At 62.6% G+C, this 26,644-nt stretch carries 23 protein-coding genes; 16 read left to right on the top strand and 7 right to left on the bottom strand.

Annotation, left to right across the window (positions count from 1 at the left end; all coding sequences use genetic code 11):
- Positions 1 to 9: 9 nt before the first annotated feature.
- On the bottom strand, positions 10 to 759 hold the full coding sequence (locus PLD_RS18640) for a methyltransferase domain-containing protein (protein WP_159895277.1): 750 nt from the start codon (positions 757 to 759) through the stop codon (positions 10 to 12).
- The gene (locus tag PLD_RS18635; protein ID WP_159895275.1) at positions 756 to 1,061 is read right to left on the bottom strand and encodes a MazG-like family protein; all 306 of its coding nucleotides are present in this window, start codon (positions 1,059 to 1,061) and stop codon (positions 756 to 758) included. The genes PLD_RS18640 and PLD_RS18635 overlap by 4 nt, the downstream gene beginning before the upstream one ends.
- 188 nt (positions 1,062 to 1,249) lie before the next feature.
- Between PLD_RS18635 and PLD_RS18630 the strand changes: the two genes are divergently transcribed.
- Both PLD_RS18630 and PLD_RS18625 read left to right on the top strand, forming a co-directional pair.
- The gene (locus PLD_RS18630) at positions 1,250 to 1,543 is read left to right on the top strand and encodes a hypothetical protein (protein ID WP_159895273.1); all 294 of its coding nucleotides are present in this window, start codon (positions 1,250 to 1,252) and stop codon (positions 1,541 to 1,543) included.
- A 143-nt stretch (positions 1,544 to 1,686) separates the two neighbouring features.
- On the top strand, positions 1,687 to 3,033 hold the full coding sequence (locus PLD_RS18625) for an MATE family efflux transporter (RefSeq protein WP_159895271.1): 1,347 nt from the start codon (positions 1,687 to 1,689) through the stop codon (positions 3,031 to 3,033).
- Here the strand turns inward: PLD_RS18625 and PLD_RS18620 are convergent.
- From PLD_RS18620 to PLD_RS18600, 5 genes are all read right to left on the bottom strand, one after another.
- Positions 3,027 to 3,902: an alpha/beta hydrolase gene (locus tag PLD_RS18620; protein WP_159895269.1), complete on the bottom strand. Its 876-nt coding sequence runs from the start codon at positions 3,900 to 3,902 to the stop codon at positions 3,027 to 3,029. The two genes, PLD_RS18625 and PLD_RS18620, sit on opposite strands and share 7 nt — an antisense overlap.
- A gap of 173 nt (positions 3,903 to 4,075) precedes the next feature.
- Positions 4,076 to 5,989: an arginine decarboxylase gene (gene speA, locus PLD_RS18615; RefSeq protein WP_159895267.1), complete on the bottom strand. Its 1,914-nt coding sequence runs from the start codon at positions 5,987 to 5,989 to the stop codon at positions 4,076 to 4,078.
- Between the two features lie 223 nt (positions 5,990 to 6,212).
- Positions 6,213 to 6,584 carry a translation initiation factor Sui1 gene (locus tag PLD_RS18610; RefSeq protein ID WP_159895265.1) on the bottom strand — a complete coding sequence of 124 codons (372 nt, stop codon included), beginning with the start codon at positions 6,582 to 6,584 and terminating at the stop codon, positions 6,213 to 6,215.
- A 198-nt stretch (positions 6,585 to 6,782) separates the two neighbouring features.
- A complete protein-coding gene (locus PLD_RS18605; protein WP_159895263.1) occupies positions 6,783 to 7,319 on the bottom strand; it encodes an NUDIX hydrolase in 537 nt (178 codons plus the stop codon).
- Positions 7,320 to 7,322: 3 nt separating this feature from the next.
- Positions 7,323 to 8,390: a DUF2333 family protein gene (locus PLD_RS18600; RefSeq protein ID WP_159895261.1), complete on the bottom strand. Its 1,068-nt coding sequence runs from the start codon at positions 8,388 to 8,390 to the stop codon at positions 7,323 to 7,325.
- 288 nt (positions 8,391 to 8,678) lie between these two features.
- Between PLD_RS18600 and PLD_RS18595 the strand changes: the two genes are divergently transcribed.
- The 14 genes from PLD_RS18595 to PLD_RS18530 all read left to right on the top strand — a co-directional run bounded on the left by PLD_RS18595 (position 8,679) and on the right by PLD_RS18530 (position 26,636).
- Complete coding sequence (locus PLD_RS18595; RefSeq protein WP_159895259.1) at positions 8,679 to 10,295, top strand: PleD family two-component system response regulator; 1,617 nt, start codon at positions 8,679 to 8,681, stop codon at positions 10,293 to 10,295.
- 107 nt (positions 10,296 to 10,402) lie between these two features.
- On the top strand, positions 10,403 to 12,364 hold the full coding sequence (locus PLD_RS18590) for a methyl-accepting chemotaxis protein (RefSeq protein ID WP_159895257.1): 1,962 nt from the start codon (positions 10,403 to 10,405) through the stop codon (positions 12,362 to 12,364).
- Between the two features lie 228 nt (positions 12,365 to 12,592).
- The gene (gene aroQ / locus PLD_RS18585) at positions 12,593 to 13,045 is read left to right on the top strand and encodes a type II 3-dehydroquinate dehydratase (RefSeq protein WP_159895255.1); all 453 of its coding nucleotides are present in this window, start codon (positions 12,593 to 12,595) and stop codon (positions 13,043 to 13,045) included.
- A 48-nt stretch (positions 13,046 to 13,093) separates the two neighbouring features.
- Positions 13,094 to 13,546 carry an acetyl-CoA carboxylase biotin carboxyl carrier protein gene (gene accB, locus PLD_RS18580; RefSeq protein WP_159895253.1) on the top strand — a complete coding sequence of 151 codons (453 nt, stop codon included), beginning with the start codon at positions 13,094 to 13,096 and terminating at the stop codon, positions 13,544 to 13,546.
- Positions 13,547 to 13,563: 17 nt separating this feature from the next.
- Positions 13,564 to 14,925, top strand: coding sequence for an acetyl-CoA carboxylase biotin carboxylase subunit (gene accC / locus PLD_RS18575; protein WP_159895251.1), 1,362 nt, complete (start codon positions 13,564 to 13,566; stop codon positions 14,923 to 14,925).
- A 309-nt stretch (positions 14,926 to 15,234) separates the two neighbouring features.
- A complete protein-coding gene (gene prmA, locus PLD_RS18570) occupies positions 15,235 to 16,113 on the top strand; it encodes a 50S ribosomal protein L11 methyltransferase (protein WP_159895249.1) in 879 nt (292 codons plus the stop codon).
- A gap of 30 nt (positions 16,114 to 16,143) precedes the next feature.
- Positions 16,144 to 17,454: a DUF3426 domain-containing protein gene (locus tag PLD_RS18565; RefSeq protein ID WP_159895247.1), complete on the top strand. Its 1,311-nt coding sequence runs from the start codon at positions 16,144 to 16,146 to the stop codon at positions 17,452 to 17,454.
- Positions 17,455 to 17,651: 197 nt separating this feature from the next.
- Positions 17,652 to 18,665, top strand: a complete 1,014-nt coding sequence (gene dusB / locus PLD_RS18560; protein ID WP_159895245.1) for a tRNA dihydrouridine synthase DusB — start codon at positions 17,652 to 17,654, stop codon at positions 18,663 to 18,665.
- On the top strand, positions 18,662 to 18,982 hold the full coding sequence (gene fis / locus PLD_RS18555; RefSeq protein ID WP_003186237.1) for a DNA-binding transcriptional regulator Fis: 321 nt from the start codon (positions 18,662 to 18,664) through the stop codon (positions 18,980 to 18,982). The genes dusB and fis overlap by 4 nt, the downstream gene beginning before the upstream one ends.
- 82 nt (positions 18,983 to 19,064) lie before the next feature.
- Positions 19,065 to 20,672: a bifunctional phosphoribosylaminoimidazolecarboxamide formyltransferase/IMP cyclohydrolase gene (gene purH / locus PLD_RS18550; protein WP_159895243.1), complete on the top strand. Its 1,608-nt coding sequence runs from the start codon at positions 19,065 to 19,067 to the stop codon at positions 20,670 to 20,672.
- Between the two features lie 189 nt (positions 20,673 to 20,861).
- A complete protein-coding gene (gene purD, locus PLD_RS18545) occupies positions 20,862 to 22,151 on the top strand; it encodes a phosphoribosylamine--glycine ligase (protein WP_159895241.1) in 1,290 nt (429 codons plus the stop codon).
- A gap of 98 nt (positions 22,152 to 22,249) precedes the next feature.
- Positions 22,250 to 25,036 carry a hybrid sensor histidine kinase/response regulator gene (locus PLD_RS18540; protein WP_159895239.1) on the top strand — a complete coding sequence of 929 codons (2,787 nt, stop codon included), beginning with the start codon at positions 22,250 to 22,252 and terminating at the stop codon, positions 25,034 to 25,036.
- A 63-nt stretch (positions 25,037 to 25,099) separates the two neighbouring features.
- Positions 25,100 to 25,696 carry a MarC family protein gene (locus PLD_RS18535; RefSeq protein ID WP_060837337.1) on the top strand — a complete coding sequence of 199 codons (597 nt, stop codon included), beginning with the start codon at positions 25,100 to 25,102 and terminating at the stop codon, positions 25,694 to 25,696.
- Between the two features lie 451 nt (positions 25,697 to 26,147).
- Positions 26,148 to 26,636, top strand: a complete 489-nt coding sequence (locus tag PLD_RS18530) for a hypothetical protein (protein WP_159895237.1) — start codon at positions 26,148 to 26,150, stop codon at positions 26,634 to 26,636.
- The last annotated feature ends 8 nt before the right edge of the window (positions 26,637 to 26,644 follow it).

Genomic DNA, 26,644 nt, shown 5'->3' with positions numbered 1-26,644 from the left:
CGCACTCCGTTATACCGGCCGGCACAGCCAATGCAGATAACGCCCAAGCCCGGCGAAACTTGGGTGTCGACGATGAGCCAACTCCATCTCCAGCAGATCGGTCAGCTCAGCGCGAGCCTGGAATTCCACCGGCATGTAATCGTGGAAAACCCGCACTCCGCTCTGGATTTCGACTCGCCACGAGCCTTCAAGTTGCGCCGCCAGCTCACGGGGATCAAGCGGCTGTTGCGGAGTCAGACTCTGCTTCTCCCCCGCCATGTCGTTCTTGCGCATCTTGCGAAAGTGGCCCTTGAGCAGATTGCGATAAACCAAGGCGTCGCGGTTGTAGAACGCCAGGGACAACCAACCGTCGGCGGCAGTCAGTTGATGCAGCACCGGCAGGATCGCATGAGGCTCGGCCAGCCATTCCAGCACCGCATGACAGAGCACCAAGTCGTAAGGCTGGTTCAGTTGCCCCAGCAGCGCCTGCCAGGGCGCCTGGATAAAGGTCGCCGACTGTCCGGCCTCGGCGAAGCGCTGGCGGGCGCCTTCCAGCATCGGCCCGGCCGGCTCGGCCAGGGTTACCTGGTGCCCACGCTCAGCCAGCCACAACGACATGTGCCCCAGGCCCGCGCCAATATCCAGCACCCGCAGCGGCCGCTCGGGCAGGCTTTCCTTGAGATCGGCCTGAAGCACCGCGAGACGGATAGCGCCCTTGGCGCCGCCATAGATCTTCTCGGCGAAACGGGTCGCCAACTGGTCGAAATGCCGATCGCTCATGAGCAGAACCGCCGTTCGCTGTCCGCCAGCTTGCTGCGCACCACCTGGTCCATGTCCAGCCCCAATTCGCTGCACAGCAACAGCAGGTAAAGGACGATGTCGCCCACTTCTTGCCCGGCGTGGGCCAGCGTGTCCGCCGGCAGTTGCCGCGACTGGTCCTCGGTCAGCCACTGGAAGATTTCCACCAGTTCGGCCATTTCGACACTGGCGGCCATGGCCAGGTTTTTCGGGCTGTGAAACTGCCGCCAGTCGTTGCGATCACGAATGGCGTGCAGGCGTTGGGTCAGTTGCTCTAGGTTCATCGGGGTCTCCTGAAGGCGTATAGCTTCCGGGGGATGGACCCGGGACGCAAGCGCACTTTCGCCGGCAGGCCGGCTCCTACAGAATGTGCAGCCCCGGCAGCTTCTATGCTGTGGGGAACTCGCCTCGGGCCTTCATGGCCCAAGGTTGAGCTCGGGCAGCTTGCCCCCTCTCTGATCAGGACACACACATGCAGGTAGAAAGCTTCTTCGAGTGGCTCGGCCAAGCCATCGGTTCGGTCATCCGGTTTATCGTCGATCTGCTCAGCGGCTTGTTCAACACCCTGACCCACGCCGGCGGCAACTTTGTCGATGGACTGTCCAGAGCCCTGGGCATGGACACTTCGATCATCAGCATCATCGCCTTGGTCATCGGCCTGATGTTTCTCTATTGGGCGATCCGCGCCTTCATGCGCGCCTCGATCCTCCTCGGCATCATCTGGCTGGTATTCGGTCTCTGGCTGTTGAGCTGGATCATCCACTGAGCCACTGGGGCGGGAGCTGGCTCCCTCTCCAGCGAACCTGGGCCACGCCTGTTTAACGTCGCATCGTCGAACATCAACATTGGCCCAAGCCTCCGCGCCTCGTGGCGCTGAGGCTACAATGCCGGCTCTCGCAAGGAGCCCGCATGTCCCCTCTGATTACCGATTGGCGTCATCGCCCCACCCATCGTCGCGTCTGGGCCCTGGCCGCGCCGATGATCCTGTCGAACATTTCCGTGCCTCTGGTGGCCCTGGTGGACAGCACGGTGATTGGCCACCTGCCCCACGCCCACCAATTGGGGGCGGTGGCGGTCGGCGCCAGCCTCTATACCTTTCTCGCCTGGGCCATGGGCTTTCTGCGCATGGGCGCCACCGGTTTTGCCGCTCAGGCCGCTGGCCGCGGCGATGGCGCGGCCCTACGGCAGGTCCTGCTCCAGGGCCTGTTGCTGGCCCTGGGCCTGGCGCTGCTGCTGGGGGCCATCGGCGTGCCCTTGAGCGGCGCGGCGCTGCAACTGATGCAACCCTCGGCGGAGCTGGAGCAGATGACCCGGGCGTTTTTTCATACCCGCCTGTTGGGCCTGCCTGCCGCCCTGGCCAGCTTCGCCTTGGTCGGCTGGTTCCTCGGCACCCAGAATGCCCGGGCGCCGCTGGCCATCCTGCTCAGCACCAACCTGGTCAACATTGCCCTCAACCTGTGGTTCGTCCTCGGGCTGGACTGGGGCGTGGCGGGCTCGGCCCGGGCCTCGGTGATTGCCGAATGGACCGGCGCCCTGATCGGCCTGGCCCTGACCCGCCCAGCCCTGCGCGCCTACCCGGGGCAGATCGTCTGGGCCACGCTGCGCCGCTGGCAAAGCTGGCGCCCACTGTTGGCGGTGAACCGCGACATTTTCATCCGCAGCCTGGCCCTGCAATCGGTGTTCTTCCTGATTACCGTGCAAGGTGCGCGCCTCGGCGATGCCACGGTGGCGGCCAACGCCTTGCTGCTCAATGGTCTTCTGCTCACGGCCCACGCTCTGGACGGGCTGGCTCATGCGGTAGAAGCCCTGTGCGGGCATGCCATCGGCGCCCATGACCGCCAGGCGCTACGCCGTTCGCTGGTGGTGGCCGGAGGCTGGTCGCTGCTGGCCAGCCTGGGGTTTGCCGTGCTGTTCCTACTGGGTGGCCATCTGTTTATCGAGATGCAGACCAACATGCCTGACGTGCGCCAGACGGCCTTCATCTATTTGCCCTACCTTGCCGTACTGCCCTTGATCGCGGTCTGGAGCTACCTGCTGGACGGTCTGTTCATCGGTGCCACCCGGGCCCGGGAAATGCGCAACGGCATGCTCCTCAGCGTGCTCCTGCTGCTGCCCTTCGCCTGGGCCCTGCAAGGCTTTGGCAATCATGGCCTGTGGCTGACGTTTCTGCTGTTCATGCTCCTGCGCAGCCTGACCCTGGCAGCCTTCGCCTGGCACCTGCAACGCCGCGACCTCTGGTTCACCCGGGCTCACTGAGTCGGTGTCGATTCGACAAAGCCACTGACCCGATCCAGTACCGGAGCCAGCGCGCGTAAAGGTCGCGACAGCGCTGCGACCAGGGTGGCGTGGCTGGTACAGGAGAAATAGAACGCCTGCACCGGCACCCCCGCCGCTCGCAGCTTGCTGGCCAGACCACCGGTATTGCGCCGTGGATTGACCAGTGAATCATCATTGGACGCGATCAGCAGAGCCGGTGGCGCGCCTCGGCTGACATGATTGATGGGCTGCGAGTCCGGCGGCGAGTCCGGGTAGAAAAACACCGGACGCACCTCAGGGTTGCGAATCGGCAGAAAGTCATAGGGCCCGGCCAGGCCGATCCAGCCCTTGATGATCTGTGGCGTCAGCCCGACCTCTTCCAGCAGCCGTGGATCCAGAGCCAGCATCGCTGCGTTGTACGCTCCCGAACTGTGCCCCATCAGGAACAAGCGCTGGGGGTCGGCGCCAAAGTCGCCGATGTGCTGATGAGTCCAGGCCACCGCGCGGGCCGCGTCTTCAAGAAAGACCGGGTAACGCACCTGTGGATACAGCCGGTAGTCCGCCAGGACCACCACCATCCCCCGCGAGGCCAGGGCCTCGCCGACAAAGTCATAGTCGCGGCGCGAGCCACTGTTCCAACTGCCTCCGTAGAAGAACACCACCACTGGGGCACCGGGCACCACCTGCCGAGGCTGATAGACGTCGAGCTGCTGCCGTGGGTCGCTGCCATAGGCAATGTCTCGGGTCTTGATGAAGGTACTGCTGGGTGTCAGGGCGTTGAGCACCTTGAGCGGCGAACAAGCCGTCAGCAGACTCACCAGCACACTACCGAACAACACGCGCCAGGCGCGTTTTGATGTATTGAGCATCAGCCAGCCTCGTTGCGCCCACCATGGACGCCTCTTCGCAGGCTAGCTGCAAATTGGACACAGCCCCACCTTCTGTGGCGGCCAACAACCACAGACGAAAAAAGCCGCGGCCTCGATCGGAGGCAGCGGCTTTTTTTCAGCAACGGGCAGGCATCACCGGGATGCCCAGGCCGTCAGGACGACAGGTAGGACGAACGGGTCAGGCCCAGGCGCAAGGCGTCGAGGAACTGAGTGCGTTCGGCAGCGCTGATCTTGGCGCTGGCCACCTTGTCGCGGTAATGCGTCATCAACTCCTCCGGCGACAAGTGCACGTAACGCAGCATGTCCTCGATGGTGTCGTGGGTCTCGATCCCAGCGTGGTACACGCTGCCGTTGGACCGCTGGTAGATGTTCACCGAATCGGTGTCACCGAACAGGTTATGCATGTCGCCAAGGATTTCCTGATAGGCCCCCACCAGGAAGATCCCCAGCAGGTAGTCCTCGCCCTCGTTGAGGCTGTGAACCGGCAGGCTGGTCTCGATGCTCTGCTCGTCGACGTATTGCTTGATCTTGCCGTCGGAGTCGCAGGTCAGGTCTTGCAGCACCGCGCGACGCAGCGGCTCTTCGTCCAGACGGTGCAGCGGCAGGATCGGCAGCACCTGGCCGATGGCCCAGGTGTCCGGCAGGCTCTGGAACACCGAGAAGTTGCAGATGTACTTGTCCGCCAGCTTGTCGTTGAGTTCGTCCAGCACTTGGCGGTGGGAGCGCTGACGGGCCTTGAGGGAGTTGTGCAGACGCCGGCACACAGCGAAGTAGCACTGCTCAGCCAGGGCTTTTTCGGCCAGGGTCAGCTTGCCGTCGGCGTACTGGGCGGCGACATCGCTCATGTAGTGCGTGGCGCGCCAGTAGGTTTCGGTGACCATCTCGATGTCGGTCGGCCCCAGCAGGTCCACCAGCCATTGCACGGTTTCCGGCAGTTCTTCCTTGTTTTCGATCTTCGGCACGTCGTCGTTGTGCTTCTCGACGTCGGTCACCTGCACCACCAGCATCGCGTGGTGAGCGGTCAGCGAGCGACCGCTCTCGGAGAAGATGTTCGGATGCGGCAGGCTCTGCGCGTCACAGAACTCCTTGAGCATGCCCACCACCACGCCGGCGTAGTCGTCCATGTCGTAGTTGATCGAGCTGGCGTTGCGCGAGTGGGTACCGTCGTAGTCCACGCCCAGGCCGCCGCCGACGTCGATGTGATCCACCGGCAAGCCGAGGTTGCGCAGTTCGCCGTAGTAACGGATGGCTTCCTTGAAACCGTGCTGGTAGTCCGCCAGGTTGGCGATCTGCGAGCCCATGTGGAAGTGCAGCAGGCGGATGCCCTGGTCCAGGCCGGCGGCGCGGAAGCGTTCCACCACCGACAGCAGTTGCGCCGCCGACAGGCCGAACTTGGACTTTTCACCACCGGTGTCGGCCCACTTGCTCGACGCCAGGGACGACAGGCGCACCCGCAGGCCCACTTGTGGCTTGACCTTGAGGGACGCCGCTTCCTCGATCACCAGGCCCACTTCGGACTCTTTCTCGATGACGATGAACACGTTGTGGCCAAGCTTCTGGCCCATCAGCGCCAGGCGAATGAACTCACGGTCCTTGTAGCCGTTGCAGACGATGGTGCCGCCCTTGGGCGCCAGGGCCAGGACCGCCAGCAGCTCCGGCTTGGAGCCGGCTTCCAGGCCGATGGAAACGTTCTGGGTGGCGATGATGTTTTCGATCACTGCCTCCTGCTGGTTGACCTTGATCGGGTACAGCGCGGTGTATTTGCTCTGGTATTCCAGGCGCGCGATGTTGGCGTCAAACGCGCCGGTCAGCTGACGCACGCGGTCCTGGAGAATGTCCGGAAAACGCACCAGCAACGGCAGGGACAGACCGCTCTTGCGCAGCTCCTCGACCTGCTCGAACAGATCGATGGGCAAACTGCTCGGGCCGTTCGGGCGAACTTCGACGCGACCGGCGTCATTGATCGCGAAATACCCGGCCCCCCAATGGCGAATCCCGTAGACACTGCGGCTGTCCGCAACGGTCCATTGGCTGCCATCGTCTTTACGTGTGCGTCGTACGGACATCGAAGTCCCCTATAAAGAAGTCATAGAGCGCCGCCCCAATCCGGGGTCGGCGCAGTCTAAAGAATGAAAATGACGATTAGCCTGCAAGCGCAATAGACCGCGCCTGCCGTGCTGAGTTTAGAAACCGTTCATGAACAGGCTCTGTGAAAACCATGGGAGACGACGCCAGCGTCCTGAGCGAATCAAGACAGGGTCCAGTCAGAGGTGGTTTTCACAGAGGCTGCTAGCCGCCGGACTTCTTCGCCTTGAAACCGTGCTTGACCAGTTCGGCCAAGAGTAGCTCGACATGGTCGCCCTGGATTTCAATGACGCCGTCTTTTAGCGCGCCACCGGTGCCACAGCGCTTCTTCAAGGTGGTCGCCAGTTCCTTGAGGGCGTCTTCGGCCAGGGGCACGCCGGTGATGGTGGTCACCGTCTTGCCGCCACGGCCCTTGCTTTCGCGACGCACGCGAGCAACGCCGTCGCCGGCCGGGATCACGGTTTGTTTGCAGATACAGGCGGCCACAGGCTGACTACAGTCCGGGCAATGTCGACCTGCGTCGGTGGAAAACACCAGGCCACCAAGGGCGGCGAAGGATGCGGCTTTTTTGGCCACCGGCAATCCTCTTGGGAGGACAAAGACTGGTCGAAGCACATGGCGTTGCCATCGACCGCGAAGCCCCACTCAGGCAGGGGCAGCGCTACTGAGCCGGCGCGCTTGCAACAAGCGCCGCCGGTTCAGCTTGAAAAGTCGCGCAGTGTAACGGCAAAAAGCCCGGTTGCTAAGAGCCAATCCGCGTCAATTTATGCAACTTTAACGACGCCGCGCCAGATAGCGTTGCAAGGCCGCCAGGGAGTCCGGGCAATAGGGCTTTTCGTGGATTTCCCGCAACACCTGATCAAGCGGCAGAAAGTGTGCTTCGAGGACTTCTTCCGGCTGTAAACTCAGCGGCCCGTCCCACACGGCGGAGAACGCCGAGCACCAGAGACGGTTGCCGGTGTCCTCGAAGAAAAAGTGATCATGGGCAGTCAACTCAACCCCGCTTACCCCCAGTTCCTCTTCCAGTTCCCGGGCGGCGGATTCGGCATAGCTTTCCGTTGCCAGGACCATGCCGCCGGCGGCGACATCCCAGTAACCTGGGTAGATGGCCTTGCTCAGGGTGCGCCGATGCACACACAGCTCACCGGCGGAATTGAACAACATGATGTAGGTGCCACGACCGATCAGGCCGCGCTCGCGCAGCTCCGAACGGGCCATGGCCCCGAGCACCTGGTCTTCGCCATCGACCCAGGCAATTTGTTCAGCATCGGAGGCGGCGCGATGGGCCGCCTCATTGGTGGTTGCAACCATGGATCAGCCTTGATTGAGCAGTTGACGCAGGTCGATGACCGCCGCGTTAGCCCGGGAAATGTAGTTGGCCATGACCAGCGAGTGGTTGGCCAGCACGCCAAAGCCGCTGCCATTGAGGATCATCGGGCTCCACACCGGCTCCTGGGACGCCTCCAGCTCACGGATGATCTGGCGCACGCTGACGGTGGCATTCTTCTTCGCCAGCACATCGGCAAAGTCCACTTCGATCGCTCGCAGTAGATGCGACAGCGCCCAGGCTTGGCCACGGGCTTCGTAGAACACGTTGTCGATCTGCATCCACGGGGTTTCCACCACCTCTTCATCCACCTGAGGGGCCTGGCCCGGGCCGGCGACTTCGGTTTTCAGCGCGGTGTTGAGCTTGACCCGACCAACGCTGGCCGACAGCCGCTGGGACAGCGACCCCAAACGCGTTCCCACATCGCCCAGCCAGTTGTTCAGGTTGTCGGCGCGGGCATAGAACTGCGCGGTCTTCTGGTTAGGGTCGGACAGGCGGGCCTGGTAGCGCTCCAGGTAATTGATGCCGTCCTGGTACTCCGACTCACTGGACGGCAGCACCCAGCTTTTATTGTCGAAGTTGAAACGCGGCTCGGCCTTGGCCAAGTCGGCGTCTTCGGCGGACTGGGACTGAGAGCGGGCGAAGTCCTTACGCAAGGCGCGGGTCAGGTCGCGGACCTGGACCAGCACGCCGTATTCCCAGCTCGGCATGTTGTCCATCCACAGGCCCGGTGGAAAACGGTCGTTGGAAATGTAGCCGCCCGGCTTGTCGAGCAAGGTGCTGGCCACCGTCTTCAGGGTTTGCACCGTGGTATAGCCGACCACCATCTGCCGACCTTCCTTCTCGGCGGCAATCTGAGCGTTTTTCTGGACCGGGAACAGCGCCGGCTCCTGGCTCCAGTACCAGCCAAGCCCACCGGCGACCAGCAAATACAGACCCAACAAGGTGGCCAGGGCACGACTGAACAGCAGACCACCGAAATAGCTGCGTGTCGCCGACTTGGGTTCGGCAGCACGATCCGGCGCGCTGCCAGCGCGATTCTTCCAATCCAGCATGGCTATGTCCTTTCAATCACTTGGGTTCATCGGTTCGACCACAACCCTACTCCATCGTGCCTTGCCTTGACGGTATAAATCTTCCGGCAAACGCGCGTCGCGCAATGATTGCGAATCAGGCGGTCACTATAAATGAAGCACAGTCCCGAGCCTATGCGACCCATAGGCCAAGAACGCAATCCCCCCGCTTGGCACATTATTGACGCACGACACTCGTAGTATCGAAAAGAGGTGCTAGCATAGAGCCACCAGTCGACCTCAGCATGCACCCTACCTAGTAGTCAGGATATGACCGAGTCAGAAGACCCCAGCCGTGAGCGCCTCAAGCACCACTTTGCCCAGCGGGTAATTCATCAGGCACGTCAGATCCTTGAGATATGGCAGCGTCTGCAACGCAGCGAGTGGTCCACCACCGATCTGTCGGAATTGTGCGAGGCCAATCTGCGCCTGCTGCGTTTCGCCGAACGCTTCGAGCAACCTGAACACCGGCAACTGGCCCGCAGCATCAGCCAATCGCTGGAAGCGGTGGATGCCAACCGTGGCCGCTTGAGCAGCACCCTGATCACCGAACTCAACCGCCTGATGCAACGCCTGTCACGCACCGGTCTGCGCCACGGCGACCAGTTGGAACAGACGTTCCTGCCGCCCCTGCGCAAACCGATCTACGTGATGCTGCAGGACCACGACCGGGCGGAGCGCCTGGCCAAGCAACTGGAGTTCTTCGGCCTTAGCGCCCAGTCCCTGGATAGTCTCGCGGCCTTCCGCTCATCGATGGTCGAACGGCTACCTGCGGCGATCGTCATCGATGTGGATTTCTGCGGCCCGGGCATGGGCCTGAGCCTGGCAGCCGAAGCCCAGGCCGGACTTGAGCAGAAGCTGCCGCTGCTGTTTTTCAGCCTGCACGAAACCGATACTCCCACCCGATTGGCGGCCGTGCGCGCTGGCGGCCAGGAGTTCCTCACCGGCACCCTGGAAGCCTCCAGCCTGCTGGAGAAAATCGAAGTGCTGACCTGCGTCGCCCAGTATGACCCTTATAAAGTGCTGATCATCGACGACTCACGGGCTCAAGCCATGCACACCGAGCGCCTGCTCAATAGCGCCGGAATCGTGACTCGTTCGTTGATCGAGCCGATCCAGGCCATGGCCGAACTCGCGGACTTCCAGCCGGACCTGATCATCCTCGACATGTACATGCCAGCCTGCACCGGCACCGAACTGGCCAAGGTCATTCGCCACAACGACCGCTATGTCAGCGTGCCGATCATCTACCTGTCCGCCGAAGACGACCTGGACAAGCAACTGGACGCCATGAGCGAAGGCGGCGACGACTTCCTCACCAAGCCGATCAAGCCGCGCCACCTGATCACCACCGTGCGCAACCGCGCGGCCCGAGCACGCAACCTCAAGGCGCGGATGGTCCGCGACAGCCTCACCGGCCTGTACAACCACACGCACATTCTGCAACTGCTGGAAGACTGCAGCTTCCGCGCCCGCCGTGAGAACAAGCCGCTGAGCTTCGCCATGCTCGACATCGACCACTTCAAGCGGGTCAACGACAGCCATGGCCATCCCATGGGCGACCGAGTGATCAAGAGCCTGGCGTTGTTCCTCAAACAACGCCTGCGCAAGACTGACTTCATCGGCCGTTACGGCGGTGAGGAGTTCGCCATCGTCATGCCCGACACCGACCAGGACGCCGCCTGCAAGGTGCTGGACGAAATCCGCCAGCGCTTCGCCGAGATCCACTACCCGGCCCAGCCCCAGGATTTGTGGTGCACCTTCAGCGCCGGGGTGGTGGAGATGGAGGAGAATGCCGATAGCTTGCTGATGGCCAGCCAGGCAGACGAGGCGCTGTACCGCGCCAAGCATGGCGGACGCAACCGGGTGCAAGCGGCGCGACCATAGAATCAAAGTGCCATCTTTTTCACCAACTCCACAGAGTTGGTCATAACCTTGTAATACAAACGCAATAAATTCAGGCGCTTACCATTAAAGCCGTTGGTAGAGCCCCGATGCGCCTGAAGCTGCTGACCAATCTCAATACCCTGTTGTTAGTTGCCGTTTGCCTGGCCCTGGGAGCGACACTCTGGTGGTCGCAACGAGCCCTGGAACGCCCCTATCTGTTGATGGAGCGCTATCTGGGGCTGTCCCAGCAGTTTCAGCATCAAGTGGCGCGCAACATTGAAGACTACCTGGCCAGCGGTGACGCTCTGCGCCTGAGCAGTGCCACCCAAGCCATCGAAACCCTGCAACGCGAGCTTGCGCAACTGCCGCCGCAACTGACGCAAAGCCTGAGCCCGAGCCTTACCAGCCTGGACGATTTCAGCAAGACCGACCTGCTGGCCGCGGGCAAACTGGCGGGCGACCCCCAAGCCCTGCTGCTGCAGGCCGAGCGAGAGCTGGGCGCTAACCTTGAGCAGCTCAGCCAATATGCCAACGGTGCCAAGACGCCCGACGCCACGGCGTACCCGCCCCTGTTGCTGAACGCCTCGCTGCACCTGGGCAAATTGTCCCTGGCCCGCGACAAGCTGGTGAGCAGCGGTCGCAGCGAACTGGCCGCCGACGTCGAACGCGAGCTGAACAACATCCGCACTCAAGCCGATCAGCTTGAAGCCCTGCCCTTGTTAGGAGTGGCCGGCAGCAGTGAGTCCGGCAGCGATGACTTTGCCGCGCTGATGGGGCTGGAAAACACCGAAAAAGCGGCCACCGAAGACGCCGGTGTCAGTCTCAAACGCGAACTCCACAGTCTGCTCAAACGCTACCCGGCTGAACTCAATCGCACCCGCGAGCAGATCCAGAAACGCGCCGACCTGAGCACCGCGACCCTGCTGAAGATCACCGGGGTGCGCCAAGCGATTGCCGAACTGGAACCGGTGGTGCGCGCTCAGCACGGGCAGATCCAGGGCGAAGTGCGGCTGATGCAGGGCCTGATGATTGGCTTGATCCTGCTGATCGCCCTGGTGATCGACACTCTGCAGCGCAAACTGGCCCGAGTTCTGACCAACCTCGCTCCAGCCTTGTCGACCTGGGCCGAAGGCGATTTCAGTCGCCCGATCCAACTGGGCAAGACCAACCGCGAGCTGCACGCCATTGAAGACTCCCTGAACCGTCTGCGCGCTTATCTGGTGGACCTGGTGGGCACCATCCGCCAGAACGCCGAACAAGTGGCCGGCAGCAGCCGCGCCCTGGCCGACCTTAGCGGCGGCCTGCACAGCGGCGCCGAGCGCCAGGCCGGCGACACCGCGCAGATCCGCGATGCCCTGGGCGAGCTGGAGGCCACCATTCAACAGGTGGCCGGCGACGCCAGTCAGGCCGCCGATGCCAGCCGCAGCGCGGGACTTGCCGTGCAACAAGGCCAGACCGTCATCGGTTTGAGCCTGAACGGCCTGCACGCCCTGGTGGGTGAAGTCCAGGGCAACGCGCAGATGATCGAGCACCTGGCCCAGGAGTCCGCCACCATTGGCGGCGTGTTGACGGTGATTCGCTCGATCGCCGATCAGACCAACCTGCTGGCCCTCAACGCCGCCATCGAAGCCGCCCGCGCCGGGGAGATGGGTCGCGGCTTTGCCGTGGTCGCCGAAGAAGTCCGCTCCTTGGCCCAACGCACCGCCGGCGCCACCGCGGAAATCCAGACCCTGATCGCCGGCCTGCAAGCCGCCGCGCAGCAATCGGTGCAAGGCATGCGCTCCCAGGTGGAACACGCCGAAGCCACTGCCAGCCAGGCTCAGGCGGCCGATGGCGCCCTGGACGAAATCGTCGGCGCGATCCAGACCATTGCCGAGACCGCCGGACGAATCGCCGATGTCACCGCGCAACAGAGCGGCGCTGTCAGTGAAATCCGCGACCACAGCGAGCGCATCCATCAACTGGGGGGCGACAACCTGCTGCGCATCGGCGAAGGCCGCACCCAGGGCGAGCACCTGCTGGATCTGGGCGGTCAGTTGCACACCGCGGTGCAGGCATTCCGCGTTTGAATCCAGAATCGTCGGGGCGCTTCTTGGCGCATCTTCGGCGAAACCGTGGCCCAGGCTCCCAGCACGCGCCGGCCTCCGGGTAAATGACCGGATTTAATGCTCCGGTCACATATTTCGCGCAAACATCGGTCATCGTGCTGGCTATTGCCGAGAACTGGACAGTCATAAAGTCTTTCCGGCATAGTCGCCGGGTTCTGACAACAGCACCCTGATAACAAGGAACGATCGATGGCCACCCTACTGGTTCTTCACGGACCCAACCTGAACCTGCTCGGCACTCGTGAGCCGGGGGTCTATGGCGCAACCACCCTGGCCCAGATCAATCAGGATCTGGAACAGCGGGCCCGTGATGCCGGGCACCATCTGCAATACCTGCAGAGCAATGCCGAGTACGAATTGATCGAACGCATTCATGCCGCCCGGGATGAAGGCGTGGACTTCATTTTGATCAATCCAGCAGCTTTTACGCATACAAGCGTCGCATTACGTGACGCGCTGCTGGCGGTGAGCATCCCATTCATCGAAGTGCATTTGTCTAACGTGCACAAGCGCGAACCTTTCCGTCATCACTCCTACTTCTCCGATGTTGCGGTAGGAGTGATCTGCGGCCTTGGCGCCAGCGGTTACCGACTGGCCCTGGAGGCCGCCCTAGAACAGCTTGAACGACAAGCAACCGCTTGATCGACAGGCAATAAACGCCCCTGACCGACCCTTGGGAGTTGATGATTCATGGATATTCGTAAAGTTAAGAAGTTGATCGAACTGCTGGAAGAATCCGGCATCGACGAGCTGGAGATCAAGGAAGGCGAAGAGTCCGTACGCATCAGCCGTCACAGCAAGACTCCAGCCCAGCAGTACTACGCACCGGCTCCGGTTGCCGCCCCAGTGGCCGCGCCTGCCGCTGCCGCCCCGGCCGCCGCCGCAGCGCCTGCCGCACCGGCACTGAATGGCACCGTGGCGCGCTCGCCAATGGTCGGTACCTTCTACCGCAAATCGTCGCCTAGCTCGCCAGCCTTCGTTGAAGTCGGCCAAAGCGTGAAGAAAGGCGACACCCTGTGCATCGTCGAAGCAATGAAGATGATGAACCACATCGAGGCTGAAACCAGCGGTGTGATCGAATCCATTCTTGTCGAAGACGGCCAGCCGGTTGAGTACGACCAACCGCTGTTCACCATCGTTTGAACCGCGGAGAGTCTTTGATGTTGAAGCCTGCGAAGTTGGAAAAAGTCCTGATCGCCAACCGCGGCGAAATCGCCCTGCGGATCCTGCGTGCCTGCAAGGAAATGGGGATCAAGACCGTCGCCGTCTACTCCAAGGCCGACAAGGAGCTGATGCACCTGGGCCTGGCGGACGAATCCGTTTGCATCGGGCCTGCGCAAGCCGCGCAGTCCTACCTGCACATCCCGGCCATCATCGCGGCCGCTGAAGTCACTGGCGCTACGGCGATCCACCCTGGCTACGGCTTCCTGGCGGAAAACGCCGACTTCGCCGAACAGGTGGAAAACTCCGGCTTCGCCTTCATCGGCCCGAAAGCTGAAACCATCCGCCTGATGGGCGACAAGGTTTCCGCCAAGCACGCCATGATCGCCGCCGGCGTGCCTACGGTTCCAGGTTCCGACGGCCCACTGCCGGAAGACGAGGAAACCGCGCTGCGCATCGGCCGTGAAGTCGGCTATCCAGTGATCATCAAGGCCGCCGGCGGCGGCGGTGGTCGCGGCATGCGCGTGGTGCTCAAGGAAGAAGACCTGATCGCCTCGGCGAAGCTGACCCGCTCCGAAGCCGGTGCGGCGTTTGGCAACCCGATGGTCTATCTGGAAAAATTCCTGACCAACCCGCGTCACGTCGAAGTTCAGGTGCTGTCCGACGGCCAGGGTAACGCCGTCCACCTGGGCGATCGCGACTGCTCGCTGCAGCGCCGTCACCAGAAGGTCCTCGAAGAGGCCCCGGCACCGGACATCGACGAGACTGCGCGCCAGGAAGTCTTCGCCCGCTGCGTCAAGGCATGCATCGACATCGGCTACCGCGGTGCCGGTACGTTCGAGTTCCTGTACGAGAACGGCCGCTTCTACTTCATCGAGATGAACACTCGCGTGCAGGTAGAGCACCCGGTTTCGGAAATGGTCACCGGCATCGACATCGTCAAGGAGATGCTCAACATCGCCGCTGGCAACAAGCTGTCGTTCACCCAGGATGACGTGGTCATCCGTGGCCACGCCCTGGAATGCCGGATCAACGCCGAAGACCCGAAGACCTTCATGCCAAGCCCAGGCACGGTCAAGCACTTCCATGCTCCGGGCGGCAACGGCGTGCGCGTCGACTCGCACCTGTACAGCGGTTACGCGGTTCCACCGAACTACGATTCGTTGATCGGCAAGCTGATCACTTACGGGGCCACCCGTGACGAAGCCATGGCGCGCATGCGCAATGCGCTGGACGAAATCGTCGTCGACGGGATCAAGACCAACATCCCGCTGCACCGCGACCTGACCCGTGACGAAGGCTTCTGCAAAGGGGGCGTGAACATTCACTACCTCGAGCACAAGCTGGCCGAGCAACACTGATCGGCACTCGCCACACCGACAAGGCCGCTTAATTGCGGCCTTGTCGTATCTGCACGACGACCTTGGCACAAAGCGACCAGCAGCGCGCCTGCACCAAGCCGCCTGGCGCCACCAAACCTCTGGCCGCCCCCTTCATGCGCCAGACCTTGCCAGCCGTCTGAGGGATCGCCGCGCAGACAAACGCCCCCCCCCTCCAGCACCAGGGATATCCTGCCTAACCCGGTCGTCTTCTGCCTCGGGCTCGCGTAAACTTGCGCGCTTCTCGCGGCCCGCTAGGCTGCACATCACACATTTTCAAAGGTGCCCGCCATGCCTTGGCTGCAAGTCCGTCTCGCCATCAGCCCAGAACAAGCCGAAACCTATGAAGACGCTTTTCTTGAAGTCGGTGCCGTCTCGGTCACCTTCATGGACGCCGAGGATCAGCCGATCTTCGAACCCGAACTCAATACCACGCCGCTGTGGTCCCACACCCACCTGCTGGCCTTGTTCGAAGGCGGCACCGAAGCCGCCAGCGTGCTCGCCCACCTGGAACTGCTGACCGGCGCCCCGCTGCCCGAACACCACAGCGAAGTCATCGAAGACCAGGACTGGGAACGCAGCTGGATGGACAACTTCCAGCCCATGCGCTTCGGCCAGCGCCTGTGGATTGTTCCTAGCTGGCACGCCGCGCCGGAACCGGACGCGGTCAACCTGCTGCTGGACCCGGGCCTGGCGTTCGGCACCGGCACTCATCCGACCACCGCCCTGTGCCTGGAATGGCTGGACGGCCAGGACCTCAAGGACTGCAACGTGCTGGACTTTGGCTGCGGTTCGGGAATTCTGGCCATCGCGGCCCTGTTGCTGGGCGCCAAGCAAGCGGTAGGCACCGACATTGACGTGCAAGCCCTGGAAGCTTCCCGGGACAACGCTGGACGCAACAACATTGCCGAAGCACAGTTCCCGCTGTACCTACCGGAACAACTGCCGCAAGTTCAGGCTGATGTACTGGTGGCCAATATCCTCGCCGGTCCACTGGTGTCACTGGCCCCGCAGCTGTCGGGCCTGGTGAAGTCCGGCGGGCGCCTCGCGCTCTCGGGCATCCTCGCCGAACAAGGCGAAGAAGTGGCCGCCGCCTATGCCCAGGACTTCGATCTGGACCCGATCGCCACCCTTGATGGCTGGGTGCGCATCACCGGCCGTCGGCGCTAAAATAACCGCCTGCATAATCCGGATGACCGCATGACCGACAGTTTCGTCACCCAGTGCCCGCATTGCCAAACCAGATTCCGTGTCAGCCATGCTCAATTGAGCGTGGCTCGCGGGGTGGTTCGCTGTGGCTCCTGCCTGCAGGTGTTCAACGCTGCACGACAGTTGCTTGAGCAACGCGCCGCCAAGGAGGGCGCAACGTCCAAGCCTGCCGCCAAACCAGCCGTCGCGCCTGCGGTCGTTGCGCCATCCGCACCTGAACCTGAGCCCGCACTGCAAGCCCCCCTCGCGCCGACACCCGATGCAGCGCCCACGCAACGCGCCATCAGCCAGAAACAGTGGTCGGCCGCGGAGATGGACCTGGATCACCTGGACGACCTGGACCTCGACGAAGAACTCGCCAAGCTCGAACAGCGGGAAATCCAGCCGGCCAAGGCCTTCGGCCAGGATCGCGAGCACCAGGAAAACAACCTCCGCGCCCGTCGCGAGCCACAGGATGCCGATGAGGCCCTTTGGCCCGACAAGCTGTTTGCCAGCACTGACGACAACGACACCCCCGAAACACCGGACAGCAAATTGCCAGCCTCCCGGAGCGATGCCGGCACAGAGCCTCACCCGCGCACCGAACCGTCGCTGTCGTTCAACCTGGCGGACCTGGATGACGACCCCCAGATGCCAAGGCTGCACCTGGATGATGACCTCGAGCCCTTCGAAGCCCACGTCCCTGCCGATAGCGCTGAGCACGACCGCCCGGAAACCGCGACTCCCGGCAGAAAACGCCGCGAACCCGGCGTACAGGAAGACGTATTGCTGGACCTGGTGGACGACCCGATCCAACTCGACTGGCAAAAACGCCGCTCGCCCTGGGGGCGACGCCTGCTCTGGATGCTGCTGATCCTGTTGGCCGCCGGTGGCCTGGCGGGCCAATACGTGGCTTACCACTTCGATGAACTGGCGCGCCAGGACCAGTACCGCCCGTGGTTCCAGCAACTGTGTCCGCAATTCGGTTGCACGGTGCCATCGCGCGTGGACATCGCCCGAATCAAGAGCAGCAACCTGGTGGTACGCAGCCACCCGGAATTCAGTGGGGCCCTGGTGGTGGACGCCATCATCTATAACCGTGCACCGTTCTCCCAGCCGTTCCCGCTGCTGGAACTGCGCTTTGCCGACCTGAACGGCCATCTGATTGCCAGCCGCAGCTTCAAACCCGGGGAATACCTGGGTGGCGACCTACAGGATGCCGAGGAGATGCCGCCGCAGACGCCTATTCACATCGCCCTCGATATTCTCGACCCCGGACCGAAAGCTGTGAACTACAGTCTGAGTTTCCACTCGCCCGAGTGAATGAGCCGAGCAGACTGACAGATAACTCTGGACTGGCGATCGATTTATGAGCACATCACCCAGACTGCTCCTTTGGGTGATTGCGGAATAACTGTTCAGATTTTATCCAATTCAGCCTTTATCCGGTCATCGAGAGCGGGTATCATGCCAACCCTTTTTCGAACTCTCATGATCCGGCCCCACAACAGGGAAGTCCTATGTCGGCGGTACGCATCGGCCCATACACACTGCGCAACGGCTTGATTCTCGCCCCTATGGCGGGCGTCACCGACCAGCCCTTTCGTCAGCTGTGCAAGCAATTGGGCGCGGGCCTTGTAGTCTCGGAAATGGTCACCAGCGACATGCGTTTGTGGAACAGCCGCAAATCGCGCTTGCGCATGATCCACGAGGGTGATCCCGAGCCACGCTCGGTACAGATTGCCGGTGGCGATGCGCAGATGCTGGCCGATGCCGCTCGCGCCAACGTCGAATTGGGCGCACAGATTATTGATATCAACATGGGTTGTCCGGCAAAGAAGGTCTGCAACAAGGCCGCCGGTTCCGCGTTGTTGAAAGACGAAGCCCTGGTCAATGAGATTCTCCAGGCGGTGGTGGCCGCGGTGGATGTACCGGTCACGCTGAAGATCCGCACTGGCTGGGATCGACAGAACAAAAACGGCCTGACGGTGGCGAAGATCGCCGAACAGGCAGGCATTACGGCATTGGCGGTCCACGGTCGGACCCGGGCCGATCTGTACACCGGTGAAGCCGAGTACGACACCATTGCCGCGATCAAGCAGGCGGTGTCGATTCCGGTCTTTGCCAACGGCGACATCGACTCACCCGCCAAGGCCCGCCAGGTGCTACACGCCACCGGGGCCGATGGGCTGTTGATTGGCCGGGCCGCCCAGGGGCGGCCATGGATTTTTCGAGAAATCGAACATTTTCTGCGCACCGGTGAAACCCTCCCGGCGCCGGAGCTGTTCGAGGTGGAACGTATTCTGCAAGAGCACCTGGCCGCGCTGCATGCCTTCTATGGAGAAGTCATGGGCGTGCGCATCGCACGCAAGCATGTGGGCTGGTATCTCGCAACCCTGCCGGGCGCCAGGGAGTTCCGCGCCCACTTCAATCGTTTGGAAGATACGGAAGCACAATGCGCCAACGTTCGTGAGTTCTTTACCGGACGTTACAAGAGCCTGGAAACAGGGGACGGAGATGGGGTGGCCGCATGACGATGATGACCGAGACTTTAGTGAGTGGAACAACACCCGTGAGCGACAACGTGAATTTGAAACAGCACCTCAATACCCCCAGCGAAGAAGGCCAGACCCTTCGCGGGAGTGTCGAGAAGGCGCTGCACAATTATTTCGCCCACCTTGAGGGCGCTGCCGTCACGGACGTGTACAACCTGGTGCTCTCCGAAGTCGAGGCTCCATTGCTCGAAAGCGTGATGAACTACGTCAAGGGCAACCAGACCAAGGCCAGCGAACTCCTGGGGCTGAACCGCGGCACCCTGCGCAAGAAACTCAAGCAGTACGATTTGTTGTAAGCATTCAATCAAACCAGAAAGGCGCCCGCATAAAAAACGGTCGCCTTTTTTGCTGACTCCCTAGCTTTTGATGGAAATTGAGATGACCGACCAGACTACCCGCCTGCCGATCCGCCGCGCCTTGATCAGTGTTTCAGACAAGACCGGGATCCTCGAATTCGCCAAGGAGCTGGAAGCCCTAGGCGTGGAGATCCTCTCCACCGGCGGGACCTTCAAACTGCTGCAGGATAACGGCGTGTCCGCAGTGGAAGTCGCGGATTACACCGGTTTCGCGGAAATGATGGATGGCCGGGTCAAGACCCTGCACCCGAAAATCCACGGCGGCATCCTCGGTCGTCGCGGCATCGACGACGCCATCATGAACGAGCACGGGATCAAGCCCATCGATCTGGTGGCGGTCAACCTCTACCCCTTCGAAGCCACCATCAACAAGCCTGGCTGCGACCTGCCCACCGCCATCGAGAACATCGACATCGGCGGCCCGACCATGGTCCGCTCGGCGGCCAAGAACCATAAGGACGTGGCCATCGTGGTCAACGCCAGCGACTACGCCGGCGTCCTGGAAAGCCTCAAGGCCGGCGGCCTGACCTACGCCCAGCGGTTCGACCTGATGCTCAAGGCCTTCGAACACACCGCCGCCTACGACGGCATGATCGCCAACTACATGGGCACCGTGAACCAGGCCGCCGATACCCTCTCGACATCCGGCCGCAGCGAGTTTCCGCGGACCTTCAACAGCCAGTTCATCAAGGCCCAGGAAATGCGCTACGGCGAGAACCCGCACCAGAGCGCGGCGTTCTACGTGGAAGCCAAGCCCGCCGAAGTCGGCATCGCCACCGCCACCCAGCTGCAAGGCAAGGAGCTGTCCTACAACAACGTCGCCGACACCGACGCCGCGCTGGAATGCGTGAAGAGCTTCGTCAAGCCCGCCTGCGTCATCGTCAAGCACGCCAACCCGTGCGGTGTGGCGGTAAGCCCGGACGCTGAAGGCGGCATCCGCCAGGCCTACGAGCTGGCCTATGCCACCGACACCGAATCGGCCTTCGGCGGCATCATCGCCTTCAACCGCGAACTGGATGCCGACACCGCCAAGGCCATCGTCGAGCGCCAGTTCGTCGAAGTGATCATCGCCCCGTCGGTGAGCGAAGAAGCCCGCGCCATTGTCGCCGCCAAAGCCAACGTGCGCCTGCTGGCCTGTGGCGAGTGGTCGGCTGACCGCGCTGCGGCCTGGGACTACAAGCGCGTCAACGGCGGCCTGCTGGTGCAGAGCCGTGATATCGGCATGATCAGTGCCGACGACCTGAAAGTGGTGACCAAGCGCGCCCCGACCGAGCAAGAGATCCACGATCTGATCTTCGCCTGGAAAGTGGCCAAGTACGTCAAATCCAACGCCATCGTCTACGCCAAGAACCGCCAGACCATCGGCGTCGGCGCCGGCCAGATGAGCCGTGTGAACTCCGCGCGCATCGCCGCCATCAAGGCCGAGCACGCAGGTTTGCAAGTTGCGGGGTCGGTAATGGCCTCCGACGCGTTCTTCCCGTTCCGCGACGGCCTGGACAACGCCGCCAAGGTCGGCATCACTGCGGTGATCCAGCCAGGCGGTTCGATGCGCGACAACGAAGTGATTGCCGCCGCCGATGAAGCCGGCATTGCCATGGTGTTCACCGGCATGCGCCACTTCCGTCACTGATACGACAACGGTCGCACTGACACCGGCATCTGCTGCGTTGGAGCCCACCTCGATGATGCTCATTGCCAACAGGCAACTGCGCTCATCGAGGTGGGCTCCGCCTTGCATCTACCACTGTCAATGCAACCTCCTGAGGCGTGCAGCTCTTCAGGTTCCAAAACAGAATTAGCGTCATCCGAGGTTTTTGAAATGAATGTACTGATCATTGGTAGCGGCGGTCGTGAACACGCTCTGGCCTGGAAAGTCGCTCAGGACCCACGGGTTCAGAAAGTGTTTGTCGCCCCGGGCAACGCCGGTACCGCCATCGAAGCCAAGTGCGAGAACGTCGCCATCGACGTCCTGGCCCTGGAGCAGTTGGCGGATTTCGCCGAGAAGAACGTCTCCCTGACCATCGTTGGCCCGGAAGTGCCGCTGGTGGCCGGTGTGGTCGACCTGTTCCGCTCCCGTGGCCTGGACTGCTTCGGTCCGACTGCCGGCGCCGCGCAGCTGGAAGGTTCGAAAGCCTTCACCAAGGATTTCCTCGCGCGCCACAAGATCCCGACCGCCGACTACCAGAACTTCACCGAGATCGAGCCGGCCCTGGCCTACCTGCAGGAAAAAGGCGCACCGATCGTGATCAAGGCCGATGGCCTGGCCGCCGGCAAGGGCGTGATCGTCGCCATGACCCTGGCCGAAGCCGAAGAAGCCGTGCGCGACATGCTCGCCGGCAATGCCTTCGGTGACGCCGGCTCCCGCGTGGTCATCGAGGAGTTCCTCGACGGCGAGGAAGCCAGCTTCATCGTCATGGTCGACGGCAAGAACGTGCTGCCGATGGCCACCAGCCAGGACCACAAGCGCGTGGGCGACGGCGACACTGGCCCCAATACCGGCGGCATGGGCGCTTACTCGCCAGCACCGGTGGTCACCGCCGACGTGCACCAGCGAGTGATGGATCAGGTGATCTGGCCCACCGTGCGCGGCATGGCCGAGGAAGGCAATGTCTACACCGGCTTCCTTTATGCGGGCTTGATGATCGACAAAGCCGGCAACCCGAAAGTCATCGAGTTCAACTGCCGCTTCGGCGACCCGGAAACCCAACCGGTGATGCTGCGTCTGCAGTCGAGCCTGGTACTGCTGGTGGAAGCGGCCCTGGCCCAGGCCCTGGACAAGGTCGAAGCGCAGTGGGACCCGCGCCCGAGCCTGGGCATCGTCCTGGCCGCTGGCGGCTATCCGGGCGACTACGCCAAAGGGGCTGCGATTAACGGCCTGGATGCCGCCGCCGAGCTGGAAGGCAAAGTCTTCCATGCAGGCACCGCGCTCAAAGACGGCCAGGTCGTGACCTCCGGCGGCCGGGTGCTCTGCGCCACCGCCATGGGCGACAGCGTCGACGCGGCCCAACAGCAAGCCTACCGCCTGGCGGCCAAGATCGATTGGCAGGGATGTTTCTACCGTAAGGACATCGGCTACCGCGCCATTGCCCGCGAGCGTGGCCAGGAGTAACTCCGCCGGTGACCCCGCAAGGGCTTCACGCCCTTGCCGTGCGGTCATTACGCCGCGCATAGTTATAATCAGGCATTAACCAATGAAGGGATTTCGCCGTGCGCTGGCTCAGGACTGCCCTAGTCTTTACCGTCACATTACTGACCCTGCTCTGCTTGAATCCGGCCATGGCCGCTCAAGGCAGTGGCTGGGCGGTCTTGCTCGACGAACAGGCCGACCTGCAGCTCAGTGACATCCGCTCCCCGCGCTACACCAACCAGTTCAGTCCCATCGAACTGGACAAGCTGACCGCTGCCGAACCCGATGGCGCCCTGTGGTTACGCTTCAAGCTGCAACCCGGGCCCCATGAACAGGTCCTGCGGATCTTTGCCCCCGACTTGTCCCACCTCAATCTCTACGTGCTCGACGGCGACAAGCTGATCGAGCAGGTGAACACCGGTTTCAGCCAGCCGCAAACGCAGAAGCCCCTGCCCAGCAGCGACTTCATGCTGCCATTGCCGCAAATCGCCAAGCCGGTGGAGGTGTACGTTCGCTTGGTCTCCGAGCACGAATTGCGTCCCTACATCACCCTGCAACCCGCGGTCATGAGCGCCGCCAACCAGAACCAGACATTGGTCTATGGCCTGCTCTTCGGCTGCCTGGCGATGCTGACCCTGCACAACCTCACGCGCTTCGCCTACACCCGCTCGCGCAGCAGCCTGTGGCTGGCGGCCTGCGAGGGCCTGCTGACCCTCAGCCTGTTGATGCTGTTGAACCTGTTCGGCACCTGGCTGCCGGACTGGCAGGTGCTGCACACCCAGGGCGCCTACGTGGCCCTGCTGCTGACCGCCCCGTGCGGGATGATGTTCGCCTACCGTTTCTTTGCCCCGCTGGGCCCACACCCGCTGAATAGGTTGCTGCTGGGCAATATCCTGCTGATCAGCCTGTTCGGCCTGTTGCTGCTGTTCGTCAACACCCTGCCGCTGAATATCATTACCTACGCCCTGGTGGCCCAGGCCGGCCTGAGCATGCTGTTTGTCGCTGGCTACCACTGGCACAAGGGCTATCGCCCGGCGCGCCTGTTCGTCACCGCCATGGTGATCTTCAACCTCGGGACGCTGGTGATCCTTCCCGCCCTGCTGGGCCTGACCCTGGTGGCGCCACAAGGGCTGATCGTCACCCTGATGAGCGTGGTGTGCATCGCCGGTCTGCTGATGAGCATCGCCCTGGGCGAACGCCAACGGGACATCACCGAAAACCGCTTCAGCGTCAGCCGCGACCTGGCCGCCAGCACCGCCGAAGTCAACGCCAAGGCCGAGTTCCTGGCCAAGATCAGCCACGAGATCCGCACCCCGATGAACGGCGTGCTGGGCATGACCGAGCTGCTGCTGGGCACGCCCCTGTCGGTCAAGCAGCGCGACTATGTGCAGACCATCCACAGCGCCGGCAACGAACTGCTGACCCTGATCAACGAGATCCTCGACATTTCCAAGCTGGAGTCCGGGCAGATCGAGCTGGATGACGTGCAATTCGACCTCAACGCGCTGATCGAAGACTGCCTGAGCATCTTCCGCGCCAAGGCCGAACAGCAGAACGTCGAACTGATCAGTTTTATCCAGCCGCAAGTACCACGGGTCATCAGCGGCGACCCGACGCGCCTGCGCCAGGCGCTACTGAGCCTTCTGGAAAACGCCCTGAAAAAGACCGACGAAGGCGAAGTGCTGATCGTTGTCGCCCTCGATGAGCGCAGCAGCAAACCACGCTTGCGCATTGCCGTGCAGGACAGTGGCCAACCGATGGACGCCGAAGAGCGCGAGGCCCTGCTGCACACTGAACTGCACAGCAAGAACTTCCTCGCCAGCACCCGACTGGGCGGCAACCTTGGCCTGGTGATCGCCCGTCAGTTGATCCTGCTGATGCACGGTGACTTCGGCATCAAGAGCGGCGCCAACCAGGGCAGTACCCTGTGGCTGACCCTGCCCCTGGACGCCGAGCGTCTGGAACAACCCACAGCTGATCTCGACGGTCCACTGCAAGGCGCGCGAGTACTGGTAGTGGATGACAACGACACCTGCCGCAAAGTCCTGGTGCAGCAATGCAGCGCCTGGGGCCTGAACGTCAGCGCAGTGCCATCGGGCAAGGAAGCCCTGGCCCTGCTGCGAACCAAGGCGCACCTGCGGGACTACTTCGATGTGGTGCTGCTGGACCAGAACATGCCCGGCATGACCGGCATGCAACTGGCGGCGAAGATCAAGGAAGACCCGAGCCTGAATCACGACATCCTGTTGATCATGCTCACCGGCATCAGCAACGCCCCGAGCAAGGTGATCGCGCGTAATGCCGGGATCAAGCGCATCCTCGCCAAGCCCGTGGCGGGCTACACCCTCAAGACCACCCTGGCCGATGAACTCAACCAACGGGACAAGGCCCCGGCCACGCCCTACAACCAGCCCCTCAATGCGTCTGCGAGCCCGGCCCAGGTCACTGTCCCCAGCGATTTCAGCATCCTGGTGGCCGAGGACAACAGCATTTCAACCAAGGTCATCCGCGGCATGCTGGGCAAACTCAACCTGCAGCCCGACACCGCCAGCAACGGCGAAGAAGCGCTGCAGGCGATGAAAGCCAAGCGCTACGACCTGGTGCTGATGGACTGCGAAATGCCGGTGCTCGACGGTTTCTCCGCCACCCAGCAACTGCGCGCTTGGGAAGTCGGCAACCAGCGCGTGCGTACGCCGGTGGTGGCCCTGACCGCGCACATCCTCGCCGAGCACAAGGAACGCGCGCGCCAGGCCGGCATGGACGGGCACATGGCCAAGCCGGTGGAGCTGTCGCAACTGCGCGAGCTGGTGGAACACTGGGTCACCCAGCGCGACCTGCGCGAGCGCAGCACCGCGCACACCAGTTGAGCCGACAGCCTGCGCGGCGCCTGTTAAACTCTGGCTCGCCCTCCCTAGTCGTGAGCTCCGACCATGCTCCACGTGCTGTTCAGCGTTTACCTGAAGATGCTGGTGCTCTATAGCCCGTTCTTCGTCCTCTCATGCTTCATCAGCCTGACCCGCGGCTACTCCTCCAAGGAACGCCGACGCCTGGCCTGGAAAGTCGCCCTCGCGACCCTGGTCTCCAGCGTCCTGCTGTACCTGTTTGGCCGAGTGATATTCAGCGTGTTCGGCATCACCGTGGACGCTTTCCGCATCGGTGCCGGCAGCGTGCTGTTCATCTCCGCCCTGGGCATGGCCCAGGGCAAGTCGGCGGTACAGACCGACAACGTGCAGCAGGACGTGACCATCGTGCCGCTGACCATTCCCCTGACGGTGGGCCCGGGGACCATCGGCGCCCTGCTGGTCATGGGCGTCAGCCAGCCCCACTGGGACGACAAGCTCACCGCCATTCTCAGCATCGCCCTGGCCAGCCTCACCGTGGGCGTGGTGCTGTACCTGTCCAATCGCATCGAACGCATCCTTGGCGACCAAGGCTTGCAGATCGTCAGCCGGCTGATGGGACTGTTCGTCTGTGCCCTGGCGGCGCAGATCATCTTTACCGGGGTCAAAGGCTATCTGGTGCCTTAGAGCCCCGGCCACACTCAATGCAAGGGCCAGGCAACGGAATGCAGACTCTTCAACGCTCCACCGGCACAGGGCCTGCATCCTCAGCCCGATCAAGAGCCAGAGCGAACCCGACTGGGGCCAGCCGCAGCTTGGGCGCAACGACCTGCTGCTGTTCCCCGAGGGTGCGCGAGCCTTCGTGCCTCCACCGGGCAAGTCACCCACCAGGAACCTGCGGGGCGTCGGCCAACGCGCTTGGATAGCTTCGAGGTGGCCCTCGCCCACAACGGCCGGCGCGATGCCATGACCTTCACCCACAGCAACAAAAAGATGTGCAACAGCAGCTGCATGCTGACCGATGGTTTCGCCATGTCGGTGGCAACACGCTTCCCCAAGAGGCCCTTGGGCTGCCTCAAGGCCTGTGACGCTCGCCAAGAGCATTCAGGCCCATGTGCTTTCTTTTCCGGTTTCCGACATGCATCGACGCTTTGAGAAAATCCACCTGCACCCTGCGCCCTACAGCGCCGACGCTGCTTTCATTCAGGAGCAATGGCTCGAAGGATGTTTCCCCCGGGAAAACACCCTGGTCCTCAACAGCGGGTTCTACTGCCTGTTCGACCTGCCCTACGAACATCCCCGGCTGAGCAACAAAGTCTGGATGCCGGCCCTGGACTTCCCAGGCAGGGATGATCCTGATTTCGTCACCGCCCTGGGGTCTGCCGCCGAAGGCCCGCAGCCCTTTCATGCCCAGTGCGGTGAGACCGCCGGGCACGGCGGCGGCGGCTTCCTGGCCTTGCTGGAAAAGGACACGGATGCACTGATCTGGCTGCTTGTCCTCAGCGAAACCAATCCCTTCTGCCGAGTCGAGATCCACGACCAGCAGATTCATGCCGAGTCGACCTCCGGCGTCACCGTGCGGGTCCCTGTCGAGCGCCCCGATCAGTTGACCCTGGTCTGGCCATGAACCACCCG

This window comes from Pseudomonas sp. LD120 (genome assembly GCF_009861525.1).
Lineage (GTDB): Bacteria > Pseudomonadota > Gammaproteobacteria > Pseudomonadales > Pseudomonadaceae > Aquipseudomonas.
The sequence above is the reverse complement of the archived record's forward strand: the minus strand, read 5'-3'. Positions and strand labels throughout refer to the sequence as shown.

What these genes read in the sequence shown, in the direction of transcription:
- PLD_RS18640 (WP_159895277.1), bottom strand. Translation starts at nt 759, where the DNA reads ATGAGCGATCGGCATTTCGACCAGTTGGCGACCCGTTTCGCCGAGAAG.
- PLD_RS18635 (WP_159895275.1), bottom strand. Translation starts at nt 1,061, where the DNA reads ATGAACCTAGAGCAACTGACCCAACGCCTGCACGCCATTCGTGATCGC.
- PLD_RS18630 (WP_159895273.1), top strand. Translation starts at nt 1,250, where the DNA reads ATGCAGGTAGAAAGCTTCTTCGAGTGGCTCGGCCAAGCCATCGGTTCG.
- PLD_RS18625 (WP_159895271.1), top strand. Translation starts at nt 1,687, where the DNA reads ATGTCCCCTCTGATTACCGATTGGCGTCATCGCCCCACCCATCGTCGC.
- PLD_RS18620 (WP_159895269.1), bottom strand. Translation starts at nt 3,902, where the DNA reads ATGCTCAATACATCAAAACGCGCCTGGCGCGTGTTGTTCGGTAGTGTG.
- speA (WP_159895267.1), bottom strand. Translation starts at nt 5,989, where the DNA reads ATGTCCGTACGACGCACACGTAAAGACGATGGCAGCCAATGGACCGTT.
- PLD_RS18605 (WP_159895263.1), bottom strand. Translation starts at nt 7,319, where the DNA reads ATGGTTGCAACCACCAATGAGGCGGCCCATCGCGCCGCCTCCGATGCT.
- PLD_RS18600 (WP_159895261.1), bottom strand. Translation starts at nt 8,390, where the DNA reads ATGCTGGATTGGAAGAATCGCGCTGGCAGCGCGCCGGATCGTGCTGCC.
- PLD_RS18595 (WP_159895259.1), top strand. Translation starts at nt 8,679, where the DNA reads ATGACCGAGTCAGAAGACCCCAGCCGTGAGCGCCTCAAGCACCACTTT.
- PLD_RS18590 (WP_159895257.1), top strand. Translation starts at nt 10,403, where the DNA reads ATGCGCCTGAAGCTGCTGACCAATCTCAATACCCTGTTGTTAGTTGCC.
- aroQ (WP_159895255.1), top strand. Translation starts at nt 12,593, where the DNA reads ATGGCCACCCTACTGGTTCTTCACGGACCCAACCTGAACCTGCTCGGC.
- accB (WP_159895253.1), top strand. Translation starts at nt 13,094, where the DNA reads ATGGATATTCGTAAAGTTAAGAAGTTGATCGAACTGCTGGAAGAATCC.
- accC (WP_159895251.1), top strand. Translation starts at nt 13,564, where the DNA reads ATGTTGAAGCCTGCGAAGTTGGAAAAAGTCCTGATCGCCAACCGCGGC.
- prmA (WP_159895249.1), top strand. Translation starts at nt 15,235, where the DNA reads ATGCCTTGGCTGCAAGTCCGTCTCGCCATCAGCCCAGAACAAGCCGAA.
- PLD_RS18565 (WP_159895247.1), top strand. Translation starts at nt 16,144, where the DNA reads ATGACCGACAGTTTCGTCACCCAGTGCCCGCATTGCCAAACCAGATTC.
- dusB (WP_159895245.1), top strand. Translation starts at nt 17,652, where the DNA reads ATGTCGGCGGTACGCATCGGCCCATACACACTGCGCAACGGCTTGATT.
- fis (WP_003186237.1), top strand. Translation starts at nt 18,662, where the DNA reads ATGACGATGATGACCGAGACTTTAGTGAGTGGAACAACACCCGTGAGC.
- purH (WP_159895243.1), top strand. Translation starts at nt 19,065, where the DNA reads ATGACCGACCAGACTACCCGCCTGCCGATCCGCCGCGCCTTGATCAGT.
- purD (WP_159895241.1), top strand. Translation starts at nt 20,862, where the DNA reads ATGAATGTACTGATCATTGGTAGCGGCGGTCGTGAACACGCTCTGGCC.
- PLD_RS18535 (WP_060837337.1), top strand. Translation starts at nt 25,100, where the DNA reads ATGCTCCACGTGCTGTTCAGCGTTTACCTGAAGATGCTGGTGCTCTAT.
- PLD_RS18530 (WP_159895237.1), top strand. Translation starts at nt 26,148, where the DNA reads ATGCATCGACGCTTTGAGAAAATCCACCTGCACCCTGCGCCCTACAGC.